This window comes from Mesorhizobium sp. WSM4832 (assembly GCF_055811115.1).
Genome location: NZ_JBVVQH010000019.1, coordinates 129,797 through 152,656, shown reverse-complemented (window position 1 = coordinate 152,656; position 22,860 = coordinate 129,797). Strand labels below are relative to the sequence as shown.

Annotated in this window: 16 protein-coding genes and 1 pseudogene; 9 read left to right on the top strand and 8 right to left on the bottom strand. The window is 64.8% G+C overall.

Features of this window, described 5'->3' with window-relative positions; all coding sequences use genetic code 11:
- Nucleotides 1-149 precede the first annotated feature (149 nt).
- Nucleotides 150-764, top strand: coding sequence for a LysE family translocator (locus AC0L2L_RS24860; RefSeq protein ID WP_473581993.1), 615 nt, complete (start codon nucleotides 150-152; stop codon nucleotides 762-764).
- Nucleotides 765-894: 130 nt separating this feature from the next.
- Here the strand turns inward: AC0L2L_RS24860 and AC0L2L_RS24855 are convergent, their stop codons facing one another.
- Nucleotides 895-1,218, bottom strand: coding sequence for a YciI family protein (locus AC0L2L_RS24855; protein ID WP_473581990.1), 324 nt, complete (start codon nucleotides 1,216-1,218; stop codon nucleotides 895-897).
- A 116-nt stretch (nucleotides 1,219-1,334) separates the two neighbouring features.
- Nucleotides 1,335-1,898 (bottom strand): peroxidase-related enzyme, encoded by a 564-nt coding sequence (locus AC0L2L_RS24850; protein ID WP_473581989.1) that lies wholly within the window; start codon nucleotides 1,896-1,898, stop codon nucleotides 1,335-1,337.
- A 127-nt stretch (nucleotides 1,899-2,025) separates the two neighbouring features.
- Here AC0L2L_RS24850 and AC0L2L_RS24845 point away from each other — a divergent pair, with 127 nt between their 5' ends.
- Both AC0L2L_RS24845 and AC0L2L_RS24840 read left to right on the top strand, forming a co-directional pair.
- Nucleotides 2,026-6,801 carry an NAD-glutamate dehydrogenase gene (locus AC0L2L_RS24845; protein WP_473581987.1) on the top strand — a complete coding sequence of 1,592 codons (4,776 nt, stop codon included), beginning with the start codon at nucleotides 2,026-2,028 and terminating at the stop codon, nucleotides 6,799-6,801.
- A 245-nt stretch (nucleotides 6,802-7,046) separates the two neighbouring features.
- The gene (locus AC0L2L_RS24840; RefSeq protein ID WP_473581985.1) at nucleotides 7,047-8,426 is read left to right on the top strand and encodes an MFS transporter; all 1,380 of its coding nucleotides are present in this window, start codon (nucleotides 7,047-7,049) and stop codon (nucleotides 8,424-8,426) included.
- 39 nt (nucleotides 8,427-8,465) lie between these two features.
- On the opposite strand, the gene purH is transcribed toward AC0L2L_RS24840, so the two are convergent.
- The gene (gene purH, locus AC0L2L_RS24835) at nucleotides 8,466-10,082 is read right to left on the bottom strand and encodes a bifunctional phosphoribosylaminoimidazolecarboxamide formyltransferase/IMP cyclohydrolase (RefSeq protein WP_473581982.1); all 1,617 of its coding nucleotides are present in this window, start codon (nucleotides 10,080-10,082) and stop codon (nucleotides 8,466-8,468) included.
- A gap of 155 nt (nucleotides 10,083-10,237) precedes the next feature.
- Here purH and AC0L2L_RS24830 point away from each other — a divergent pair, with 155 nt between their 5' ends.
- A complete protein-coding gene (locus tag AC0L2L_RS24830; protein WP_473581980.1) occupies nucleotides 10,238-10,546 on the top strand; it encodes a putative quinol monooxygenase in 309 nt (102 codons plus the stop codon).
- 136 nt (nucleotides 10,547-10,682) lie between these two features.
- On the opposite strand, the gene AC0L2L_RS24825 is transcribed toward AC0L2L_RS24830, so the two are convergent.
- Together AC0L2L_RS24825 and AC0L2L_RS24820 are read right to left on the bottom strand one after the other, a co-directional pair.
- Nucleotides 10,683-12,428, bottom strand: a complete 1,746-nt coding sequence (locus AC0L2L_RS24825) for a heparinase II/III family protein (protein WP_473581979.1) — start codon at nucleotides 12,426-12,428, stop codon at nucleotides 10,683-10,685.
- Nucleotides 12,429-12,566: 138 nt separating this feature from the next.
- A complete protein-coding gene (locus AC0L2L_RS24820) occupies nucleotides 12,567-13,391 on the bottom strand; it encodes an AraC family transcriptional regulator (RefSeq protein WP_473582000.1) in 825 nt (274 codons plus the stop codon).
- Between the two features lie 94 nt (nucleotides 13,392-13,485).
- Between AC0L2L_RS24820 and AC0L2L_RS24815 the strand changes: the two genes are divergently transcribed.
- Entirely contained in the window at nucleotides 13,486-14,421 is a 936-nt protein-coding gene (locus tag AC0L2L_RS24815) for a phytanoyl-CoA dioxygenase family protein (protein ID WP_473581977.1), read from the top strand.
- Between the two features lie 148 nt (nucleotides 14,422-14,569).
- On the opposite strand, the gene AC0L2L_RS24810 is transcribed toward AC0L2L_RS24815, so the two are convergent.
- Nucleotides 14,570-15,946: an RsmB/NOP family class I SAM-dependent RNA methyltransferase gene (locus tag AC0L2L_RS24810; RefSeq protein ID WP_473581975.1), complete on the bottom strand. Its 1,377-nt coding sequence runs from the start codon at nucleotides 15,944-15,946 to the stop codon at nucleotides 14,570-14,572.
- Nucleotides 15,943-16,968, bottom strand: a complete 1,026-nt coding sequence (gene htpX / locus AC0L2L_RS24805) for a zinc metalloprotease HtpX (RefSeq protein WP_473581973.1) — start codon at nucleotides 16,966-16,968, stop codon at nucleotides 15,943-15,945. The genes AC0L2L_RS24810 and htpX overlap by 4 nt, the downstream gene beginning before the upstream one ends.
- Nucleotides 16,969-17,134: 166 nt before the next feature.
- Between htpX and AC0L2L_RS24800 the strand changes: the two genes are divergently transcribed.
- The gene (locus tag AC0L2L_RS24800; RefSeq protein WP_473581971.1) at nucleotides 17,135-17,356 is read left to right on the top strand and encodes a DUF1674 domain-containing protein; all 222 of its coding nucleotides are present in this window, start codon (nucleotides 17,135-17,137) and stop codon (nucleotides 17,354-17,356) included.
- A gap of 271 nt (nucleotides 17,357-17,627) precedes the next feature.
- On the opposite strand, the gene AC0L2L_RS24795 is transcribed toward AC0L2L_RS24800, so the two are convergent.
- The gene (locus tag AC0L2L_RS24795; RefSeq protein ID WP_473581969.1) at nucleotides 17,628-18,293 is read right to left on the bottom strand and encodes an HAD-IA family hydrolase; all 666 of its coding nucleotides are present in this window, start codon (nucleotides 18,291-18,293) and stop codon (nucleotides 17,628-17,630) included.
- Nucleotides 18,294-18,464: 171 nt separating this feature from the next.
- Between AC0L2L_RS24795 and AC0L2L_RS24790 the strand changes: the two genes are divergently transcribed.
- The 3 genes and pseudogenes from AC0L2L_RS24790 (at nucleotide 18,465) to AC0L2L_RS24780 (ending at nucleotide 22,668) form a co-directional block, all read left to right on the top strand.
- On the top strand, nucleotides 18,465-19,334 hold the full coding sequence (locus AC0L2L_RS24790; RefSeq protein WP_473581967.1) for a transglutaminase-like domain-containing protein: 870 nt from the start codon (nucleotides 18,465-18,467) through the stop codon (nucleotides 19,332-19,334).
- 296 nt (nucleotides 19,335-19,630) lie between these two features.
- Entirely contained in the window at nucleotides 19,631-20,992 is a 1,362-nt protein-coding gene (locus AC0L2L_RS24785; RefSeq protein ID WP_473581964.1) for a TadE/TadG family type IV pilus assembly protein, read from the top strand.
- A 405-nt stretch (nucleotides 20,993-21,397) separates the two neighbouring features.
- A pseudogene (locus AC0L2L_RS24780) lies at nucleotides 21,398-22,668 on the top strand (class I SAM-dependent methyltransferase).
- Nucleotides 22,669-22,860 lie beyond the last annotated feature (192 nt).

The following is a 22,860-nucleotide window of genomic DNA, read 5'->3' as shown; positions in this document are numbered from 1 at the left end:
GCGAACCCATCATAAGGGGGAAAACTGTTACCTATGTATCCGGTTCAAAGTGTTACCCATCTATCGGCTGGACAAGCGATTGTTCCATCTTTGCCAATGTTGCTTCCGCTGGCTAGTATGGCGGCCAATCCCAATCCGAGACCACCGCCATGCACCTCACATCGCTGCTGATCTTCGCCGCCGCCCTGTTCGTCGCCGCCGGGTCGCCCGGCCCGTCGATCGCCGCCCTCGTCGCACGCGTCATCTCGAAGGGCTTTCGCGATGTCTTCCCGTTCCTGCTCGCCATGTTGATCGGCGAGGGCATCTGGCTGTCGCTGGCGGTGTACGGGCTCGCCGTCGTGGCGCAGACCTTCCACTACGCCTTTGTCGTGGTGAAGTGGGTGGGCGTCGCCTATCTCGCCTGGCTGGCGTTCAAGATGTGGACCGCGCCAGTGGATGCCAAGGAAGGCGAGATGCCGCGCGAGGATTCGCCTTTGAAACTGTTCTTTGCCGGCATGGCGGTGACGCTCGGCAACCCGAAGATCATGATGTTCTATCTGGCGCTGCTGCCGACCATCATCGATCTTGCATCGGTTAGCGTGGTCGGCTGGGTCGAGCTGACGCTGACCATGGCCCTGGTTCTGGTCGTCATCTACCTCGCCTGGGTGCTGGCCGCTTCCCAGGCGCGCCGGCTCCTGAAGAGCAAGCGCGCCATGAGGATCGCCAACCGCGTCAGCGCCACGACGATGGCGGGTGCTGCCGCGGCAATCGCCGCCCGTTCTTAGAGCAATTCCAGGAAAAGTGTGGGCGGTCAGGTTCGGCGTCTTCGCCGTAACCTTCCGCGAGGAATTGCATCAAAACAAAGGCTTAAGGCGCGTCGACTGAGACCGTTTCAGCGCGACGCGCTTTTAAGCGCTACATCATCTCGATGATCGGCGCGATCTCGACACTGAAAGCGGGGTCCATCAGGATCGGGCACTGCTTCGCCTTGGCGACCGCGTCATCGATATCCTTGGCTTCGACGATGGTGTAGCCGGCGGTCGGATTGCTGCCGCCATTGTTCTCGATTTTGCCGCTCGGCAGCACCGTCTTCGACATGCCGACCGGATTGCCGCCATCGACCACGGCCGAGCCGAGCTTGTCATACCAGCCGGTCCAGGCATCCATAGACGCTTTGCGTTCGGCTTCGTCGGTCGGCATCTTGCCGGTGCCGTGATAGACGTAGAGAAATTTCGCCATGTTCTCCTCCCTTGTTGGCGGCGTCGAACCGGCATGCGGCCGCGCCGCTTGGTCATGATCGGACCAAATGGGCTGAGAAGCAACGAGAATGCGCAACGGCTAATATAATGTGACCGCTACCTTGCCATGGCGTGGTATTCGGCGTTCGGGCGCATGTCGACGGCGGCCGCCACCCGGTTCGACATGTTGAAGAAGGCGGCGGTCGAGGCGATGTCCCAGATGTCGCGGTCTGAAAAGCCGGCCTTGCGCAAGGCGGCGCGGTCGGCCTCGACGATCCTGGCCGGCTCCTCTGTCAGCTTGACCGCGAATTCGAGCATCGCGCGCTGGCGGTCCGACAGGTCGGCGGCGCGGAAGTTCATCGCCATCATCTCGCCAAGCGCCGGCTCGCCCGACAGTTGGCGCACCGCCGCGCCATGCGCGGTCAGGCAGTAGTAGCAATGGTTGATCGAAGAGACGGCGACCGCGATCATCTCGCGCTCCAGCTTCGACAGGCCGGACTCGCCCAGCATCAGATCGTTGTACATGTCGGTGAAGGCGCGCAGCTTCTTCTCGTCGAAGGCGTAGGCCAGAAGCACGTTGGGGACGAGGCCGAGCTTCTCCTCGCATTTGGCGAAATAGGCTTTTGTCGACTCGCTGAGCTCCGCCTGGACAAGGTCGAGCGCGGTAATCTTGTCGGTCATGGGTCGTTCTCCTTGCAAGGCACGGCGTCAGCTCGAAATTTTTAATGCGTCGTCAAACCTTTGTCGCGAAACAACGGTCATCTGCTACGATAGTCGCAAAAGCATACGATGGGAGGGAATAGGCGTCATGGCCAGCGTGAAATCCAAGCCAAAGAAGAAAGCCGCCGGCGCGAAAGCGGTGGAGAAACCCGCAAGGCTTGCCGACTATCTGCTTGCCCGGGCGCCTGCCGAGGACATCGCAGCCTATGACGTGGCAGACCTCGAGCGCGCCGGTGAACTCGCGGGCCGGGCGGTCGCGAACCATAGGACGGGCGAAAGCGTCGTTGCCGTCGAAGCCGATTCAGGCGTTGCCTGCGACGGCCGGCCGGTCACAGTCATCACCGTCGTCAACGACAACATGCCGTTCCTGTTCGATTCCATCCTCGGCGAGATCACCGAGATCAGCGGCGAGCCGACGCTGGTCACCCATCCGATTGTCACGGTTCGCCACGGCAAGGCCGGTGTGGTCGATATTCTCAGCGATAGCGGCAAGGAGGATGACGAACACGACCGGCTGAGCGTCGTCCATGTCCATATCCCGCGACTGACCGCCGACCAGGCGAAGAACCTCACCGAGCGGCTTCGCAAGATGCTTTCCCAGGTCCGCGCCGCCGTCGTCGACTGGAAGCGCATGCTCGCCCGCCTCGATCAGGCGATTTCCGAATTCCGCTACTCGGCGGTGCCGCTCGACAAGCAGAGCGTCGCCGAGGCGATCGCTTTCCTCGAATGGCTGCGCGACGACAATTTCACCTTCCTCGGCATGCGCGAGTTCAAATATGTCGGCGGCGAGGAGAGCGGTTCGCTGGAGCGCGCCGAGAAACCCGGCATGGGTATCCTGTCGGATCCCGATGTGCTGGTGCTGCGGCGCGGCACCGAAGCGGTGACGACGACGCCGGAGATCCGCGCCTTCCTGCATGGTCCGGAGCCGTTGATCGTCACCAAGGCCAACGCCAAGTCGTCGGTGCATCGCCGCATCTATCTCGATTACATCGGTATCAAGACCTATACGTCGAAGGGTGCGCTGGCGGGCGAATTGCGCATCGTCGGCCTGTTCACCTCGACCGCCTACACGCGTTCGGTGATGAAGATCCCCTATCTGCGCTCGAAAGCCGAGACCGTGATCTCGAAATCCGGCTTCGACCCGCACGATCACTCGGGCAAGGCGCTGATCAATGTGCTGGAAAGCTATCCGCGCGACGAGCTTTTCCAGGTTCCGATTCCCATTCTGCGCAAGCATGCCAGCGCCATACTCGGGCTGATCGAGCGGCCGCGCGTCAGGGCGCTGGTGCGCGTCGACCAGTTCGACCGCTTCGTCTCGATCCTCGTCTTCGTGCCGCGCGACCGCTACGACAGCGTCGTGCGCGAAAAGATCGGCACCTATTTGAAGACCGTCTTCGAGGGCCGGCTTTCGGCCTACTATCCCGCCTTCCCGGAAGGCGGGCTGGCGCGCGTGCATTTCATCATCGGCCGTTCCGGCGGCAAGACGCCGAAGGTCGAGCAGACGGCCATCGAAGCGGCGATCCGCGACATCGTGCGCACCTGGGAGGACGCTCTTTCCGAAGCCGCCGAAGCCGCCGGCAGCGATCCGTCGCTGAAGGCGATCGCAGCGCGGTTTCCTGAAAGCTATCGCGACACTTTCTCGGCAGCCGTAGCGCTGGCCGATGCCGGGCGTATCGCCAGGATCAGCGCCGAAAATCCGATCGCCATCGACTATTACCGCCATGCCGACCAGAAGCCGCAGCAGGCGGCGCTGAAGATTTATCACCATGGCAGCCCGGTGGCGCTGTCGCGGCGCGTGCCGGTGCTGGAAAACATCGGCTTCCGCGTGATCAGCGAGCGCACTTTCGAGGTCGGCGACGATCCGGCCGGCAAGGTGTTCATCCACGACATGGAGCTGGAGAACAGCTACGGCGCGCGAATAGATCTTACCGATGGCGGCGCGCTGTTCGAGGACGCATTCCTCTCCGTCTGGCGCGGCGATGTCGACAATGACGGCTATAACGGCCTGGCGCAGACCGCGGGCCTGTGGTCGGGCGAGGTCACCATCCTGCGCGCCTATGGCCGCTATCTGCAGCAGGCCGGCATTCCGCAGAGCCAGGATTTCATCGCCGCCGCGCTCAACCGCTACCCCGAGATCGCGCGCGGCCTGCATGCGCTGTTCGTCGCCCGGCTCGGGCCGACGGCGCAAGGTGACGGCGTGGTCGCGGCCAAGCACCTCAAGGCCAAGATCAAGGACGCGCTGGAGGAGGTGCCCAATATCGACGACGACACCATCATCCGCCGCTACCTCAATTTGATCGAAGCCTCGCTCCGCACCAATCATTTCGTTGCCGATACGAAAGAAAAAGGGCAATCGCTGGCGATCAAGCTCGACTCGCAGGCGGTCGAGGGACTGCCCGCGCCGCGGCCATGGCGCGAGATTTTCGTCTACGGCTCAGAGGTCGAGGGCGTGCATCTGCGCTTCGGCCCGGTGGCGCGTGGCGGCCTGCGCTGGTCGGACCGCGCCCAGGATTACCGCACCGAGGTGCTCGGGCTGGTGAAGGCGCAGCAGGTCAAGAACGCGGTCATCGTGCCGGTCGGCGCCAAGGGCGGCTTCTATCCAAAGAAGCTGCCGATGAGCGCCGGGCGCGACGCCATCTTCGAAGCCGGTACATCGGCCTACAAGAATTTCGTCTCCAGCCTTCTGTCGATCACCGACAATATCGGCGTCGACGGGGTCATCCCGCCGGCCGGCGTGGTGCGGCGCGACCAGGACGATCCCTATTTCGTCGTCGCCGCCGACAAGGGCACGGCAACCTTCTCCGACACCGCCAACGCCATTTCCGAAAAGCACAATTTCTGGCTGGACGATGCCTTCGCCAGCGGCGGCTCGGCCGGTTACGACCACAAGAAGATGGGCATCACCGCCAAGGGCGCCTGGGAAGCGGTGAAACGGCACTTCCGCGAGATCAACCGCGACATCCAGACCTCGCCCTTCACCGTGGTCGGCGTCGGCGATATGTCGGGCGACGTCTTCGGCAACGGCATGCTCTTGTCGCCGCAGACCCGGCTGATCGCCGCTTTCGACCACCGCGACATCTTCATCGATCCCGATCCGGACATGGCGGCCTCGATGGCAGAGCGGGTGCGCATGTTCGCGCTGCCGCGCTCGTCGTGGCAGGACTACGACAAGTCGAAGCTGTCGGAAGGCGGCGTCATCGTCTCGCGCAACCAGAAATCGATCGCGCTGCCGCAGGCGGCGGCGGCCGCCATCGGCCTTACCAAGACGACGGCGACGCCGGTCGAGATCATGAACGCCATCCTCAAGGCGCCGGTCGACCTTCTGTGGTTCGGCGGCATCGGCACCTATGTGCGGGCTTCCGGCGAGAGCAATGCCGATGTCGGCGATCGCGCCAACGACGCCGTCCGCGTCACCGCGCTCGACCTGCGCGCCAAAGTGATCGGCGAGGGCGCCAATCTCGGCGTCACGCAGCGGGCGCGCATCGAGTTCGGCATGAATGGCGGCCGCTGCAATTCCGACGCCATCGACAATTCGGGCGGCGTCAACTGCTCCGACGTCGAGGTCAACATCAAGATCGCGCTGGCATCCGCGATGCGCAAAGGCTCGCTGACGCGGCCGGCGCGCAACAAGCTGCTCGCCGAAATGACCGACGAGGTCGGCGCGCTGGTGCTGTCCAACAACTACCAGCAGACGCTGGCGCTTTCGCTGGCGCGCAAGCGCGGACTGGCCGACATCGCGCACCAGGCGCGTTTCATGACGGCGCTGGAGGCGCGCGGCCTGCTCGACCGCGCGGTCGAGACACTGCCGTCGCCGGCAGCCCTTGCCGAGCGCGAGGCGCGCGGCGAGCCGCTGACCAGGGCCGAGCTCGGCGTGCTGCTCGCCTACGCCAAGATCGTGCTGTTCTCCGACGTCGTCGCTAGCGACGTGCCGGACGATGCGCATTTCGACCGCGACCTGATGGGCTATTTCCCGGAACGCATGGCAAAGAAATTCGCCGGCGAGATCCGCGACCACAGGCTGCGCCGCGAGATCATCACGCGCGTCATCGCCAACGATCTCGTCAATCGCGGCGGGCCGTCCTTCGTCAACCGGTTGCAGGAAGCGACGGGCCGCACCGCAGCCGATGTCGTGCGCACCTTTACCATGGTCCGAGACGGCTTTGCGCTGCCTGGGCTCTACAAGGAGATCGACGCGCTCGACAACCAGATCGACGGCCAGATCCAGCTCGATCTCTATCAGGCTATTAGCCGGCTCATCTTCGTGACCAGCGGCTGGTACCTGAAGAACGAAGCCGGTTCCGTACCGCTCGGCCAGCGCATCGCCGAACTGCAGGAAGCCCGCAAGGCGCTCGAGCCGAAGCTGGCGTCGCTGCTGCCGGCCTTCTCGCGCGAGCGCATCGAGGAGCGGCGGCACGGCCTGTTCAAAGGCGGCGCGCCGGAGAAACTCGCCGGGCAGCTCGCTCTGGCCGAGGTGGCCGAGCTGATCCCGGACGTCGCGCTCACCGCGCGCACGGCCAATGCCGACATCGTCAGCGCGGCCAAGGCCTTCTTCGCCGTCAGCGACGCCTTCCGCATCCCGCGCGTCGAGGAAGCGGCGCGCTCGATCATGCCGTCCGACTATTACGACCAGCTGGCGCTGTCGCGCGCAACCGACACGATCGGCGTGGCGCGCCGCGGCATCGCGGTGGCCGCCCTCACTAGCCACGGCTCGGCTGCGGATCCGGTGGCGGCCTGGCTCGAAGCGGGCGGCGAACGCGTCGCGCGCATCCGCGAGCGGCTGCAGGCGCTGACCGAAGGCGGCGACATCACCGTGTCGCGGCTGTCGGTGGCGTCGGGCCTGATGAGCGACCTGACGGGGATGTAGGCTTACCCTCTCCCTTGGGGGAGGGTCGCGGCGAAGCAGCGGGGCGGAGGTGCGGCGCCGACCCCCACCCGGACCTGCGGTCCGACCCTCCCCACAAGGGGGAGGTAGGGGTTGACGCTCTTCATCCCTCTGCCAGGAAAATCAGGATGAGCACCAATGGCAGGCGGCACTGCTTGTTCATTTGCGTCGCTGCGTGAAAACATGCAGACATGGCGCCCGACGCGAGCGATGCCAGGGGAATCAGCATGGCGGCAGTAGAGACAGTGCAGCGGGCATCGGGGCGCGGCATCTGGGGCTGGATGTTCTTCGACTGGGCGGCGCAGCCCTTCTTCACCGTCGTCACCACCTTCATCTTCGGACCCTATTTCGTCTCGCGCATGGCGAGCGACCCGACCAGCGGACAGGCCGCCTGGGGTTACGGTATCGCCGCCGCGGGGCTCGTCATCGCGGTGCTGTCGCCGGTGCTCGGTTCGATCGCCGACCAGACCGGGCCGCGCAAACCATGGATCGCTTTCTTCGCCGCGATCAAGATCTCCAGCCTTGCGCTTTTGTGGTTCGCCGCACCTGGCTCGAACCTGTTCCTGGTCGTGCTGTTGTTCTCGCTGGCTTCGGTCGCGGCCGAATTCTCCACCGTGTTCAACGATTCCATGATGCCGCGGCTGGTGCCGAAGGCCGAAATCGGCAGGGTCTCCAACATCGCCTGGGGGCTTGGCTATCTCGGCGGCATGATCGCGCTGATCTTCGTCGTCCTGTTCCTGGCCGGCAATCTGGAAACCGGCAAGACGCTCATCGGGCTCGACCCGCTGTTCGGGCTCGACCCGAAGCTCGGCGAGGACGCGCGCTTCACCGGACCGATGTCGGCCGGATGGTATTTCCTGTTCATCCTGCCGATGTTCTTCTTCACGCCCGACGCCATCAAGGGCATCCCGATCCGCCCGGCCGTGCGCGAGGGCTTGTCCGAATTGAAGTCGACCTTGGTGGAGGTGCGCCAGCGCAGCGGCATCCTGCGCTTCCTCCTGGCGCGCATGATCTACCAGGACGGCGTCAACGCGCTGCTGGCGCTCGGCGGCACTTTTGCCGCCGGCATGTTCCACTGGTCGATCACCGAGATCGGCCTATTCGGCATCATCCTCAATGTCGTCGCCATCTTCGGCTGCTGGATCGCGGCGCGGCTCGATACCGCGCTCGGCTCGAAGCACGTTGTGATGATTGCGCTGGTGATGCTTTCGGTCGCCACCATCGGCGTCGTCTCGACCGGCCCGGGGTTCACCTTGCTCGGCCTGATCCCCCTGTCGACCGCCGATTCAGGCGGCCTGTTCGGCACGGCTGCCGAAAAAGCCTACATCCTCTATGGGCTGCTGATCGGACTTGCCTTCGGTCCGGTGCAGGCCTCGTCGCGCTCGTATATGGCGCGCAGCGTGACGGCTGCGGAATCCGGCCGCTATTTCGGCATCTATGCGCTGGCGGGACGCGCAACCAGCTTCCTGGCGCCGTTCATGGTGGCGACCATCACCACCGTAAGCGCTTCGCCACGGCTCGGGATGGCGGCGATCATCCTGTTCCTCGGCATCGGCATGGCGATCCTCGTGGGGACGCCATATCCGGCGGACAAGCCGAGGGGGTAGCGTTCTCCCTTCTCCCACAAGGGGAGAAGGGAAAGGCGCTCAATGCCTGAAGTGCCTAACCCCAGTGAACACCATGGCGATGCCGTGCTCGTCGGCGGCGGTGATCACGTCCTCGTCGCGCATCGAGCCGCCGGGCTGGATGACGGCGGTGGCGCCGGCCTCGATCGCCGACAGCAGGCCGTCGGCGAAGGGGAAGAAGGCGTCAGAGGCGACGACCGAGCCCTTGGTCAGCGGTTCGGCAAAACCAGCCGCTTCGGCCGCATCCAGCGCCTTGCGGGCGGCGATGCGCGAGGAATCGACGCGGCTCATCTGGCCAGCGCCTATGCCGACCGTCGCCCCGTCCCTGGCATAGACGATGGCGTTGGACTTGACGTGCTTGGCGACGCGGAAGGCGAATTTGAGATCTTCCATCTCGGCGGCCGTCGGGGCGCGTTTGGTCACCACTTTCAGCTCGAGGTCGTCGACCACCGCATTGTCGCGGCTTTGCACAAGCAGCCCGCCGGCAACCGATTTGACCATGGTGCCGGCAGCGCGTGGGTCGGGCAGGCCGCGGGTGACCAGCAGGCGCAAATTCTTCTTCGCAGCGACGATCGCGGCCGCTTCGTCGGTCGCATCCGGCGCGATGATGACCTCGGTGAAGGTTTTTACGATCTCTTGCGCCGCTTCGGCATCGAGGATGCGGTTCATGGCGACGATGCCGCCGAAGGCCGAGACCGGGTCGCAGGCCAGCGCCTTGGCATAGGCTGCTTTCAGCGAAGAGCCTTCGGCGACGCCGCAGGGGTTGGCGTGCTTGATGATGGCGATCGCCGCCGAACGGGCGGGATCGAACTCGCCGACCAGCTCGAAGGCGGCGTCGGTGTCGTTGATGTTGTTGTAGGAGAGCTGCTTGCCCTGCAGCTGCCTGGCGGTCGCGACGCCCGGCCGCCTGTCGCCGGAGAGGTAGAAGCCGGCGCCCTGGTGCGGGTTCTCGCCGTAGCGCATCACCTGGTCGAGGCGGCCGCCGAAAGCGCGCCATGCCGGGTGCTCGATCGCGAGCGCCTCGGCGAACCAGCCGGAGATCGCCGCGTCGTAGGTAGCGGTGCGGGCAAAGGCCTTGGCCGCCAGCATCTTGCGGAAGTCGAGCGACAGCGAGCCGAGATTCATCTCCATCGCGTTGACGACGGAAGCATAGTCGGCCGGATCGGTGACGATGGCGACGTAAGCGTGGTTCTTGGCCGAGGCGCGGATCATCGCGGGCCCGCCTATGTCGATGTTCTCGACGATCGAGGCGTAGCCGGCGCCGGAGCGGCGGACTTCCTCGAATGGATAGAGATTGCTGACGACGAGATCGATCGGCTCGATGTGATGGTCGCGCATGGCCTTGGCATGCTCGGCGTCGTCGCGGATGCCGAGCAGCGCGCCGTGCACCGACGGATGCAGGGTCTTCACCCGGCCGTCCATGATCTCGGGAAAGCCGGTGAGGTCGGAAACGTCGCGGACAGCCAGGCCTGCCTCGGCGATGGCCTTCGCCGTGCCGCCGGTCGAAACCAGTTCGACGCCGGCGGCGGCGAGCGCCCTGGCGAAGTCGATCAGGCCGGTCTTGTCGAAGACGGAAAGCAGCGCCCGGCGGACCGGAACGAGGTCGGGCGCCGGAATGTTCTTGGCGGGGACGGCCATGGGCTGGCGGCCTTTCACGGCTGGATTGGAAGATGCCCGCGCCGTAGCACATGAGGCCCGGAAATCAAGCGCGGCACGCTATTTCCGGGACGTATCGCGACGTTCAAGACAGTTCGCCCTCGCTGGAGTAAGCTCGTTCATCACAGGAGGAAACCATGGCATTCGTGCGAGTCGGTCAGTTCAAGGCGCTCCCGGACAGGACCGAAGAGCTGCGAGCGATCTACGAAACGGAAGCGATCCCAGCCATTCGCGCGGCGAGCGGCAACATCAGCGCCGTCCTGCTGCAGCAGCACCAGGAGCGCGAAGAGTTCATGGCCGTCACCGTCTGGAAAACAGCGGAAGATGCCGAGCGCTATGACCGCAGCGGCCAGGCCGCGGCCATGGTCGACAAGATACGCTTCGCCTTCGCCGGCCCGCCTTCGCTCGGCACTTACGATGCCTTTGGCGTGCCGCAGCAGGGTTGAGCGGACCGTCGCTTCCGCAAGGCAGGGGCTTTTAAGGCGCGTCGTGCTGAAACGAATTCAACTGACGCGCTTTAAATCTTTGTTTTGATGCATGCCGTTTCCCCAAAACCGCTGCGCACTTTTGGGGCGACATGCATTAGTTGTTTTCGGGGTAGCCGGTGATGTGGGTGCGGGTCAGCTGCCAGTGGACCTCAGCAACCTCCGAGGCCTTGAAGGCGAGCACGATCTGCCGGTTGCGACGCGGGCCGCTCAGCCCGGCGAAATAGATCGATTCCTCGACCTCCGGCGCCACTTCGGCGCAGGTGAAAACCCAGGTGTCGCCTTGCGCGGCGGCAAGGGTCAGGCGGTCGTGGTCGTCCTGCAGCAGGCTAATGTCGGGGTGCACGTGGAAGCGCACCGTGACGAAGTCGCGGCCGCTGTTGCGGATCGCCGTGCCGCCCGGGCGCAGGAAACGGTCGCGGCCGGCAAGCACGTTGCCGTTCGTGGTCAGCTTCAGCTCGCGCTCATGCAGGAAGCCGAATTGCGGGATATAGCCGTCGTGGCGGGCGATGAAGCCATGCACGCCCTTCTGGTCGAGGCGCTTGCAGGGCACGTGTTGCGGGCCGCCGATCAGCGGTGAACCCAAAAGGTCGCTGACGCGCAGCGAGTGGCTGAAGCGCGCCGACGAGGTGTCGTTGACCGTGGCGGTCGAATGCGCGGCGGTGGCGCGCGCCAGCGGCCGGAATTCCGGGGCGCCGTAAGTGTCGATGCCGGCATTGACGATGAAGTGCTGGCGCCCGGAGGAGAGCTCGAAGGCGAGGCAGCCGGCATGCGCGGCGTTGGAGACGTCGACCGGCGGCGGCAGGCCGGTGTCGGCGATCACCGTCACGCCGCCCATCGAAAGGCGTTCATAGCCGGAATGCGGTGCGTGCAGCAGCGGCGCGCCGACCGTGTCGTCGTGGCGCATAATAGTGGCGATGCGGTCATGGATGGTGGCGCCCATGCCGTTGAAGCGGGCAAGGCTGCCGTCCTGGTGGCGGAAGAAGCGCAGCGCTGGCAACATGCGGTCGATGGCGCCGATCAAGGCCGCGGGCGGCGCCTCGGCCTGGTTGGCGTAGGTCTGGCGCAGCGGCAGAAGATCGGCCAGCAGCTCCAGCACCGCCATCGGGTTGCGCGAGATGTGGCCGCCGTCGGGCAGGATCTGGTGCTCCAGCTCTTCGGCCAGGTTGCGCGTCGCGGCGCGCAGCGCCGAGGCCGGCGCCGGCAGGGACAGCGCGGCGAAGGCGAGCGCGATGCGGGCGCGCAGCCTGCCCTCGCCATCCGGCATCTCGCGCGTCACCGAGCGCAGATAGCGGATCTGCACCGCAAGCGATTTGAGGAAGGCGCGATAGAAGGGGAATTCGGCGCCTTGCAGCACCACCGAGGAATGCTGCAGCCAGGCGATCACCCGCTTGGCCGTCGTTCCCGGTTCCCAGGCGATGCCGGAGATCTGGTTGCCATGCACGGCGATCCAGTCGCTCACCAGCGCCCTGGCGTTGGCGGCGGCGAGCTCGGTGCCGGTGGCGCGCATGTGGCGCAGCCAGCGGAAGCCGTGCAGCGATTTCTGCCAGCCGCGATTGGGTACGTCGAGCTGAAAGGGCGAGGTGCCGCCGGTCTCGACCAGATGGCCGGACAGCGGATAGCGGCCGTAATAAATCTCCAGCGCGATCTGCGGATCGGCGAGCCGCAAATCTGGCGGGGCGATCAGGACGCGTTCGGGCGTGCGGCCGGAATAGCGCCAGCGATAGACCGGGCCGGCGCGCAAACGCCGGCGCGTCTTGCGCCAGAACTCCTTCGCGACAAGCGTCCATAGACGCGTCGTGCTGCCGGCAACAAGTGCCAAAAGCCCTCCTGATGTCCCCATAACCCGAGCACAAGCTTATGCGATTCAAGAACTTATGCGAAGGCGGATTTCGCTGAAGTGAACCACTTCACGCCGCCGCAGCGGGGTCGTCCCGAAAAAAGTCATGGCTTGCCGGCGATACCGCCGGTGCGCCGCGGCCTATGTCCTCCTGTGATAGCGTCGGAACTCGCTCGGCGAACAATTTTCCCGGCTCCGAAAAAGCCGGGAAAAGTAGAAGGCATCACGAAAGCCCACGGCCTCCGCCACCGCATCGACGGGCCAATCGGTCGCGGCCAGCAGCTGCTTGGCGAGGTCGAGCCGGATGCGCAACTGGAATGACTTTGGTGACAGGCCGGTTTGCAGCGCGAACCTGCGCCGCAACGTCGCCGGCGACATGCCAAACCTGGCGGCAAACGCGCTGAAGTCGATGGGCTCGGCAGCGCGGTCGCGCAAACCCTCGATGGCGTTGCGGAAGTCGGGATGGACGTCGCCGCCGCTTCGGTCTGCTCCTTGGCGGGCGGCCTGCACGACCAGCCGATACATGGTGGCGGCAGCCTCCGCCTGGCTGAGCGGCGTGTCCGGGGACAGCTCGGAATGGAGCCTGTCGAACAGATGGCGCATGCCGCCGAGGTCGGACAAGGGAACGACCGGGGCCGGCTCGACGATGAGTCGCATGCGGGTGAAATCTCGCGTCAGGGCTCCACCGAAAAGCGCCCAGCGTTCGCTCCAGCCCGGGCCGTCGGGTCCATAGGAATGGGTCGTGTCCGGGAACAGCCAGAAAAGACTGGGCGCAACGATCGCCTGCCTGCCGGCGGCCCTGGTTTCCAACCAGCCTTGGCCTTCTTCAACCAGGACAACTGCAAAATCCGGCAGCTTTCGCCTGATGATGGCCCGGCCGACGTGATGCCGGCCTATTCCCCTCACCGACAGCCCACCCATGGCGGCCGGCGGCGATCGGTACAGCGCGTAGGACGAATCCGGCATGAGCGAAAAATCCAGGTTGGAATTTCTGTCCATGGGAGATGTCGTTAGATTAAGCCATTGTCCGGGGCAATTGGAAGAAGGCCGGATGATTGAAATGTCGATATCTTCCCTCGAGAACGTTTCCGCAAATGAAGTATCCAAGATCGCCCTGTCAGCCAATGGCAAGGCATTGTCCACGGCGCCGGATAGGCTGGGCTATCTCTCGCCAACCGATCCCTCGGCCGGCGTCGAGACCATTCGCCGTCTCTATGCAATGCAGGGCTATGTCTGGCTGAAGGGCCTTTTGCCGCGCCGCGACGTGATCGATTTTCGCGGCTTCGCGCTTTCGTATCTTGCCGCAAGCGGGTTGCTGAAGCCGGGGACCGACGCTTCGCTCGGCACAGCGTCCGCCAGCGCGTTCGATCGCCAGCTCGCCGACCGCCGGCTGATGTCGCTGGTCCGCTCGAGCGCCTATGAAGGCTTTTGCGCGCAGCCGCGTCTGTCCCGGCTGATGGATGCGCTTGTCGGAGGCCTGTCCTATCTGCACAAGCGAAAGATCATGCGCTTCACCATGCCCGGAACGGCAACCGCCACACCGGCGCATTACGACCTCGTCTACCTGCGCGGCGGCACAAGCCGCGTGGTGACGGTATGGATTCCCATCGGCGATACCTCCATCGACATGGGCGGGCTTATCTACCTGGAAGGATCGCACGCCGTCGGCGCCGCGATGGAGGCCCGGTTCAGCAGCGACGATGCCGGGCTCAGCCCGGAGGAGCGCGTCAGCGCCTACAACCGCAACATGAGCGAAGGCGGCTGGGTGTCGAAGGACCTGCCCGCGATGGCCGAGCGGTTCGACACGCGCTGGCTCATGGCGGACTACGAGGCGGGCGACGTCGTGCTGCACTCGCCCTACATGATCCACGCCTCCACGGCCAACCAGAGTGTCGATGGCTTGATCCGGCTGTCGACGGACATCCGGTACCAGAATGTCGACGACGAAATCGACGCCCGCTGGGGGAGCCACTGGAGCCTCGACGACATGCTTTAGGGTGGGTGGATATTCAGGTGAGGCCGGTCTGCAAACGAAGGCTTCCTGCGCTTCCGGTGCTCACGTACGAAAAGTACGCTCCGCTCCGGTTCTCGGAAGCCTTCGTTTTCGCCTCGGCCTGACCTGAATCTCCACCCACCCTTCGGCGTTATGCCATCCGCCGCATCCGCGCTGCGAAGAAGCCGTCCAGGCCGGAGATCGCCGGTGAGTCCAGCGCCAGGTCCGCAGGCGTCGTACGCAGCGTGCCCTCCGGCGTCAGGAACGGATCGACGCCGGCAATTTCGCCAGGCCGGATCGGATCGGCGGCCACGCCAGGGTTCCCGGCGAGGAAATTGCGATAGAGTTCCTCGCCCTCGATCGGGTCGAGCGAGCAGTTGGAAAAGACGATCCGGCCGCCGGGCCTGACGAGACCGACGGCATGGGCAAGCAGCCGGCGCTGGAGGTCGGCGAGTTTTTCGACATCGGCCATGGTCTTGGTCCAGGGCACGTCGGGATGGCGGCGCACGGTGCCGGTCGAGGAGCAGGGCGCGTCGAGCAGAACGGCGTCGAACAATTGCGCTGGCCGGTAATCCAGGAGGTCGGTCTGGACGAGATCGGCTGTCAGGCGCAGGCGGTCGAGATTCTGCGCCAGGCGCGCCAGCCGGTTCTTCGAGGTGTCGACCGCGGTGACCTCGGCGCCGGCCAGGATAAGCTGCGCCGTCTTGCCGCCGGGTGCGGCGCACAGATCGGCGACGCGCTGTCCACGGATATCGCCGAACAGGCGCGCGGGCAGGCTTGCCGCCGCATCCTGCACCCACCAGGCGCCGTCGGCAAAACCGGGCAGGTCGACAACATTGGCGGAGAGCTTTTCGACACGCACCGTGCCGGTCGGCAGCACGATGCCGCCTAGACGTTCGGCCCAGAGCGCGGGATCGGCCTTGACCGTGAAATCGACCGGCGCCTCGTGGCGATGCGCGGCAAGAATGGCACGCGCCGTGTCGGCTCCGTAGGCGGCGGCCAGCCGCTCGGAAAACCATTGCGGCGCCTCGCTGGTGGCGGCAAGCGCTGGGGCAAGCTCGGCTTCCTTGGCGCGGGCAAGCGAACGCAGCACGCCGTTGACGAGGCCGGAGAAGCGCAGCGTTCGCGGATCGGATTTGGCGTGGGTGACGGCAAGGTCGACGGCGGCGCTGTCCGGAACGTCGAGGAACAGGATCTGCGCCGCCGCCGCATGCAGGATGTGCGACAGCGCGGTGGCGTTGGGCGGCAACGGCTTTTCCAGCCGCTTTGACAGCAGCCCGGCAATGGCCATGCGATGGCGCAGCGCCGTGACCAGGATGGCGCGCACCAGCGCGCGGTCGCGGCCATCGAGCGCCTTGTATTGCGGATGGCCGTGCTCGTTGTCGGTCAAGCCGTCCAGCGGCGTGCGGGCATCGATGACGGCGGCAAGCAGGCGCGCCGCCGCTTTGCGCGCGGCAAGGCCGGCAACGCTCTCGTCATCGGCCTTGTGTTGCGGATTGCCTGGATGCCCGCGCCTCGGCGGCGTCATGACCAGGGACCCTTCGACCGCACATTGCGCGGCCCGGTCGGGTTGCGGCCCCAGGGATTGGATTTCGGCCGCGCCGATTCGGCAGGCGGCGCGGGCTCCGCCGGCTTGCCCCATGGGCCAGCCGGCGTTTCGTCGGCGGAGGTCGGCGCGGTTGCCTCGCGTCGAGCGGCCGGCGGTGCGCCCGCGCGCGCCATGTCCTGCAGCGCCGCGATGCGGTTCCCGGTGCTCGGATGGGTCGAGAACAGATTGTCCATGCGCTCGCCCGAAAGCGGATTGATGATGAAGAGATGCGCCATCGCCGGATTGCGCTCGGCGTCCGGGTTGGGGATACGCTCGGCCCCGCGCGCGATCTTGTCGAGCGCCGAAGCCAGCCACAGCGGGTGGCCGCAGATCTCGGCGCCGCGCCGGTCGGCTTCGTATTCCCGGGTGCGGCTCACCGCCATCTGGACGATCATGGCGGCAAAAGGCGCCACCAGCATGGCGACCAGCACGCCGACGAAGCCGAACGGGTTGTTGTTGTCGCGGCTGCCGCCGAAGAAGAAAGCGAAATTGCCGAGCATGGAGATCGCGCCGGCAAGCGTTGCCACGATCGTCATGGTCAGCGTGTCGCGATGCTGCACATGGGCAAGCTCATGCGCCATCACCGCCGCGACCTCTTCATGGGAGAGCCGCTCAAGCAGGCCCGTGGACGCGGCCACGGCGGCATTCTCCGGGTTGCGGCCGGTGGCGAAGGCGTTGGGCTGCGGGCTGTCGATCAGATAGGTCTTCGGCATCGGCAGGCCGGCTTGCTTCGCCAGCGCCTGGACGATGGCGTGATATTCGGGCGCGTTCTTCTCGTCGACCTCGACGGCGCGGTTCATCGACAGCACCATCTTGTCGGCGTTCCAATAGCTGAACAGGTTCATGCCGGCGGCAATCAAAAGCGCGATGATCATGCCGCCCGAGCCGCCGATCAGGAAGCCGACGCCCATGAACAGCGCCGTCATTGCGGCAAGAAGCATGGCTGTGCGAAGCGTATTCATCGTTTCATCCGTCTGACTTGGTGTCGGAGGGGCCAGAGCATCGGACCGAAAAGTGGAATCCGGTTTTTGGAATATTCCGATGCTCATTAATTAGGGTCGATCCTTCTGGCGTCATGGCTATATGATGGGAGACGCTGGTCCCGGTTTCAATCGGCGGGAGTATCGCATGACCGAAGAGCCAAACAAAAACGAACCAGTTGCGGGAACCGGCGCGCCGCGAAGGGCGCCGACGCCGGAAGCACAACGGGCGTTAGCAGAGGCGGAAGCTCGTCGTCAAAAGTATCGAGCGGCGGAAGCGCAATTACCGAAGGAAATCGGCGGCCGCGGCGGCAAGGAGCCCGGGCGCTACGGCGACTGGGAGGTCAAGGGCCTGACGAGCGATTTCTGACGAGAACTGGATTCCCGAGCGCGGATAGAGGTTACGCAGATTGCATGCGTTGGCGATTGGCCGAACCCCCATCGCTTCGTCATCCTATGGCGGAGCAAGGAGCGAAGCGACGCGCGCAGACCATAGGATCCATTCCGTGACGTCGAGGCGTTACTACGGTGCAGAATTCTGCTCCGCTGCTTTCCTCGGCCAAGGTCACGGCATGGATCCTCGGGTCTGCGCTCCGCTGCGCGTCGCTCCGCCCGTGGATGACGAAGTTCGTAGGCTTCGGCTAGGCCGCAGCTCGTGTTGGCGACAACGCGATGAAACCGCTGTCGTCGACCGTGATGCCGATTTCGTCATAGGAACGGATTGCCGGGTGCGGCGTGACGAGCGGGTGGACATGGGTGGCGCTGATCACCATCACCGAGGCGCCGGAAGCCTCGCCGGCCGCAATGCCCGCGGGCGCATCCTCGAAGACCAGGCAGTCGCGCGCCTCGACGCCGAGACGCTTTGCCGCGAGCAGGAAGCAGTCCGGCGCCGGCTTGCCATGGGTCACATCTTCCGCCGTGACCATCATGGCGGGAACCGGAATGCCGGCCGCCCTGAGGCGCAGCAGCGCCAGTTCGCGCGGCGCCGAGGTGACGATCGCCCAGCGCTCCGGCGGCAGCGATTCCAGGAAAGCGACCGCGCCGGGAATCGGGACGATGCCTTCGAGGTCGTCGGCTTCGGCCTTGAGCAGCGCTTCGGCTTCCGCAACCGCGTCGACGCCCGGAAGCATCAATCCGGCGATCGTCTCGATCGCCCGCTTGCCGTGGATCGTCGGCAGGAAGGTCGCCACATCGAGGCCGTGAAGCTTAGCCCACTTTGTCCACACCCGCTCCGCCGCGGCGATCGAGTTGAGCACCGTGCCGTCCATGTCGAACAGGAAGGCGGCGAACTTTGAGCCTGCGAACATCGGATTTCCTGGGGAATCGTTTTCGGGGAGGGCGAAACGCAAGCTCCAGCTTAAACCGGCCAGCACCGGCTGAGAAGGCGAGATGCCGGCATTTCGACCTGGCATGGGAACAACCTCGGTTTCGTGGCGTTGAACAGAAAGTCTTTCCAAAATCATGACGGGGGGAATTCGATGCTGATCCGGCTCGGCTATGAAATCGCCATCGAATGCGCGGCGGCGACGCCGATCATCTCGCTTCTCGACATCCATCCCGACCGCCATGCCGACATCAAGCGGCAGACGCGGGTCCTGACCTCGCCCTCGGTGCCGACCCGGGTCTATCGCGACCGCCACGGCAATATCTGCCGTCGTTTCACAGCGCCCACCGGAAGTTTCCGGGTCCTCTACGATGCGGCAATCGAGGACAGCGGCGAGACCGATACGGTCAATGCGCTGGCGCGGGAAACGCCGGTCGCGGAACTACCAGACGACGTGCTGGTCTATCTGCTCGGCAGCCGTTACTGCGAGACCGATCACCTCAGCAACATCGCGTGGCAGCTCTTCGGCCACCTGCCGCCCGGCTGGGGGCGCGTCCAGGCCATCGTCGGCTACGTCAACAGCCGGCTTTCCTTCGGCTACGGCTATGCGCGCGGCACCCGCACGGCGGCCCAGGCGCATGATGAACGGGTCGGCGTCTGCCGCGATTTCGCGCATCTGGCGATAACGCTTTGCCGCTGCATGAACATTCCGGCGCGTTACGTGAACGGCTATCTCGGCGACATCGGTGTGCCGGCCGATCCGGCGCCGATGGACTTCTCGGCCTGGATGGAAGTCTTCCTCGACGGCAAGTGGTACACGTTCGATCCGCGCCACAACCGGCCACGCATCGGCCGCGTCGTCGTAGCGCGCGGGCGCGACGCCACCGACGTGCCGCTCCTGCACAGCTTCGGTTTGCACCGGCTCACCTTGTTCAAGGTCTGGACCTACGAGCAGGAAGGCAACCGCTTCAATCCCCCGCACCATGGCGTCGACCGGACGGCCAGCGCGCAGATGCTGGCGTAGGGTCTGTTGATATTCACGTAATGCCGGCCCGCTGATCCGCTTCGGCACAGCCCGTTTGTGCCGAAGCGGGAACGCCCGCGACAGCCGCCGGCGTCATGGTAAGCGCTTCGTGAACGTCTCTCTGCCAGCGCATTTTCGTTTACTTCCCGTTCACCGAAAAATTCGCCGAAAACCAGCAAAAACAATGAATTAACCGACTGTTAAGTGTCTTTCGGCGGTCGTCGGCCGGGTCTGGCCGAAATCCTGCAGCGCCTTTGCCGAGCGGCACGGTGCGGCAGACAGTGGAGGCGGAAGGGATGCGGCAGTTCAGAGGTGTCGTTCGTGGGGTGGGCGGCTTTATCCGCAATCGCGAAGGCAATTTCGCGGTTCTGTTCGGAGTTGCCGCATCGGTCCTCGCGCTGGGGGTGGGATTCGCGGTCAATATCTCGCAGCTCTACAATGCGAAGTCGAGCTTGCAAGGCGTCGTCGACGCCGCTGTGACCTCGACGGCCCGCGATCTCACTCTCGGCGTCATCGAGGAGGCCGATGCCAAGACGACGGTGCAGGCGTTCCTCGACGCCAACAGCGCGGCAGGCCTCCTGCAGGCCAACCGGATCGTGCTGGACAAACTCACCGTCGACAGGACGGCCAGCACCGTGAAGGCGGATGTGCACACCGATATCAGTCTCTATTTCCCGCTGTTCAGCATCGGCAACATGCAACGCGTGACGTCTTCGACCACCGCGCTCTATTCGGACAAGACGGTCGAGGTGGCGATGATGCTCGACGTGACCGGCTCGATGGCAGGCCAGAAGATCAAGGACCTGAGGACAGCGGCGGGCAACGCGGTCGGTTCGTTCCTCGACGGCCAGAACGCCTCCCGGCCACGGATGCGGGTGGCGATCGTGCCTTATGCCAATTCGGTCAATGTCGGCTCGCTTGCCGCAAGCACCGTGTTTGTTGAGACCAAGGCCAGCGAGCGCAAGCAGGCGCCGGGCAATGACGACCCGAAATATGTCTCGGCGTCGACGCGGCCGGACAATTGCGCCACCGAGCGCAAGGGCGCCTATCAATATTCGGATGCGGGTCCGGATGTCAGCATGGTCAACCGGGACCTCTATTTGTCCGACTTCGCTAGGTCGAGCCACACACGAGCCTGCCCCGTCGCGACAATACAGCCGCTGACCACGGATGCGTCGGCTCTGAACAATGTCATCAAGGACCTTGATGCTTCCGGCGGCACCGCCGGCCATATCGGCGTGCAATGGGCGTGGTACATGCTTTCGGAAAACTGGGGCAGCGTCATGAAGGCATCGCAGCGGCCGGCCAAAATGGATCCGAAGAAGGTGGCGAAATACGTGATCCTGATGACCGACGGCGAATTCAACCTGTCCTATTTCGACGCCAACGCTCCGGATCAGGTCTATAACGACGCCGGCAAGGTGCAGACGCGGACCGCGGCAACGACGCTCTGCGCGGCGATGCGCGACCAGGGCATAGAGATATTCACCATCGGCTTTGCGCTCACCGAGAAGAACGCCAAGTCGACGCTGCAGTCCTGCGCCAGTCCCGATACCGGCACCAGCAAGCATTTCTACCAGGCGGCCAACGGCAGCGAGCTCGACCAGGCCTTCCAGGATATCGTGCGCAACATCGACAATCTGACGGTGACCAGATAGCGGCCACTGATCGAAAGCCGACGCCAAAAGGAAAAGGCCGCCGCTTCTTGCGAAGCCGGCGGCCTTCCGTGTTTCCGTCCATGACGCGGCTCTGGCGGCAGCCCCTCCGGGCTACCTGCCGCGCGTCTCGCGCCTTAACGGGAAGACTGCTTCCCGGAAGTGCAATCCGCTGAGCTCACGTTATGGAAAACGAAATCACTCGACATCGGATCACCTCCTTTCGGTTTGTTGAACACATCCAGATGATGGGGTGCGTCGCGGCAAAAGACAAGATGACGCCACGGAATGGCCATGCCTCAGGCGGGAAATCCTTCGCCCGCGGTGTTTTTGCGCAACAGATCGGGATTGCGGTCCACAGGCCGGTAGACGACAGTGGCGCTAGGGGGTGGGTACCGGGAGGTGGGAATGGACGCCGCCGACAGAGCCGCGCGGATCGTACGAACGGTCATCGAGACGCTGCAGCCGGGTTTCGCGGTCAGGCTGTGGACCGGCGAGCGGATCGGTCCCGCCACCGGCCCGGTGCTCACCATCAACGACCAGGACATCGTCTGGCAATTGGTGCGCCGGCCAGCCTTCTCGACGCTCATCGAGATGTGGATATCCAAGACGGTCGACATCGAGGACGGGACGCTGTTCGACTTCTACGCGCTGCCCGCGCAAGGCAAGCTCAAGACGAAGCTCAAATCCCTGCCGAAGCTGGCGATCCTGCGCGACCTGCCGGCGGTGCTGTTGTCGCGGAAACAAATGACGGCGCGCGGCGATCTTTCCGGCCGCAACCCTTATGTCAGCGGTTCGAGCCAGGAAGCGATCCAGCGCACTATGACATCTCGAACGCCTTCTACCGGCTCTTCCTCGACGAGCGCATGGTTTACAGCTGCGGCTATTTCACGGATTTCGCCAACGGCATCGATCAGGCGCAGAAGGACAAGCTCGACCATATCTGCCGCAAGCTCAGGCTGAAGCCGGGGGACCGGCTGCTCGACATCGGCTGCGGCTGGGGCGCGATGCTGATCCATGCGGCGAAGAATTACGGCGTCGTCGGCCATGGCGTTTCGCTGTCGCAGGCCCAGACCGAGCTCGCCCGCGAGCGTATCCGGGCCGAGGGGCTGGAGGACCGCATCACTATCGACATCAAGTCCTATGCCGAGCTCTCCGGCTCGTTCGACAAGATCTCGTCGATCGGCATGTTCGAGCATCTCGGGCTTGCCAACCACGCGGCCTATTTCTCGACCGTCCACCGCCTGCTGAAGCCCGGCGGCATCTATCTGCATCACGCCATCACCAGGCGCAGCAAGGGTGACATCAGGAAGACCTTGCGCAAGGGGCCGGAGTACAAGGCGCTGATCAAATACATCTTTCCCGGCGGCGAGCTCGACACGATCGGCATGACGCTCGGCAATCTCGAGGCGCACGGCTTCCTCGTCTACGACGTGGAGAATCTGCGCGAGCACTATGCGCGCACCTGCCGCCTGTGGGCCGAGCGCCTGCAGGCACGTTTCGACGAGGCGATCGCCGAAGTGGGCGAGGCGAAGGCGCGGCTCTGGCTGCTTTATCTCACCGGCTGCTCGATCACTTTCGAGCGGGCCTCGGCGCAAGTCTTCCAGACGGTCGCAACCAAGCGGGCGAGGGGGCCGAGCGGCCTGCCTCCGACACGGGCGGATTTGTATCGGGAGTGACTTGTGCGACCGGTCGCGGTCGACTTTGGAGGATGTTGCCACCCGCGCCTTCGTCATCCTCGGGCTTGACCCGAGGATCCATTCCGTGACCTTTGCCGGAGGGTGCTACGGAGTAGAATTCTGTAACCGTTGCAACGCCTTAGCGTCACGGCATGGATCCTAGGGTCTGCGCGCGTCGCTTCGCTCCTTGCT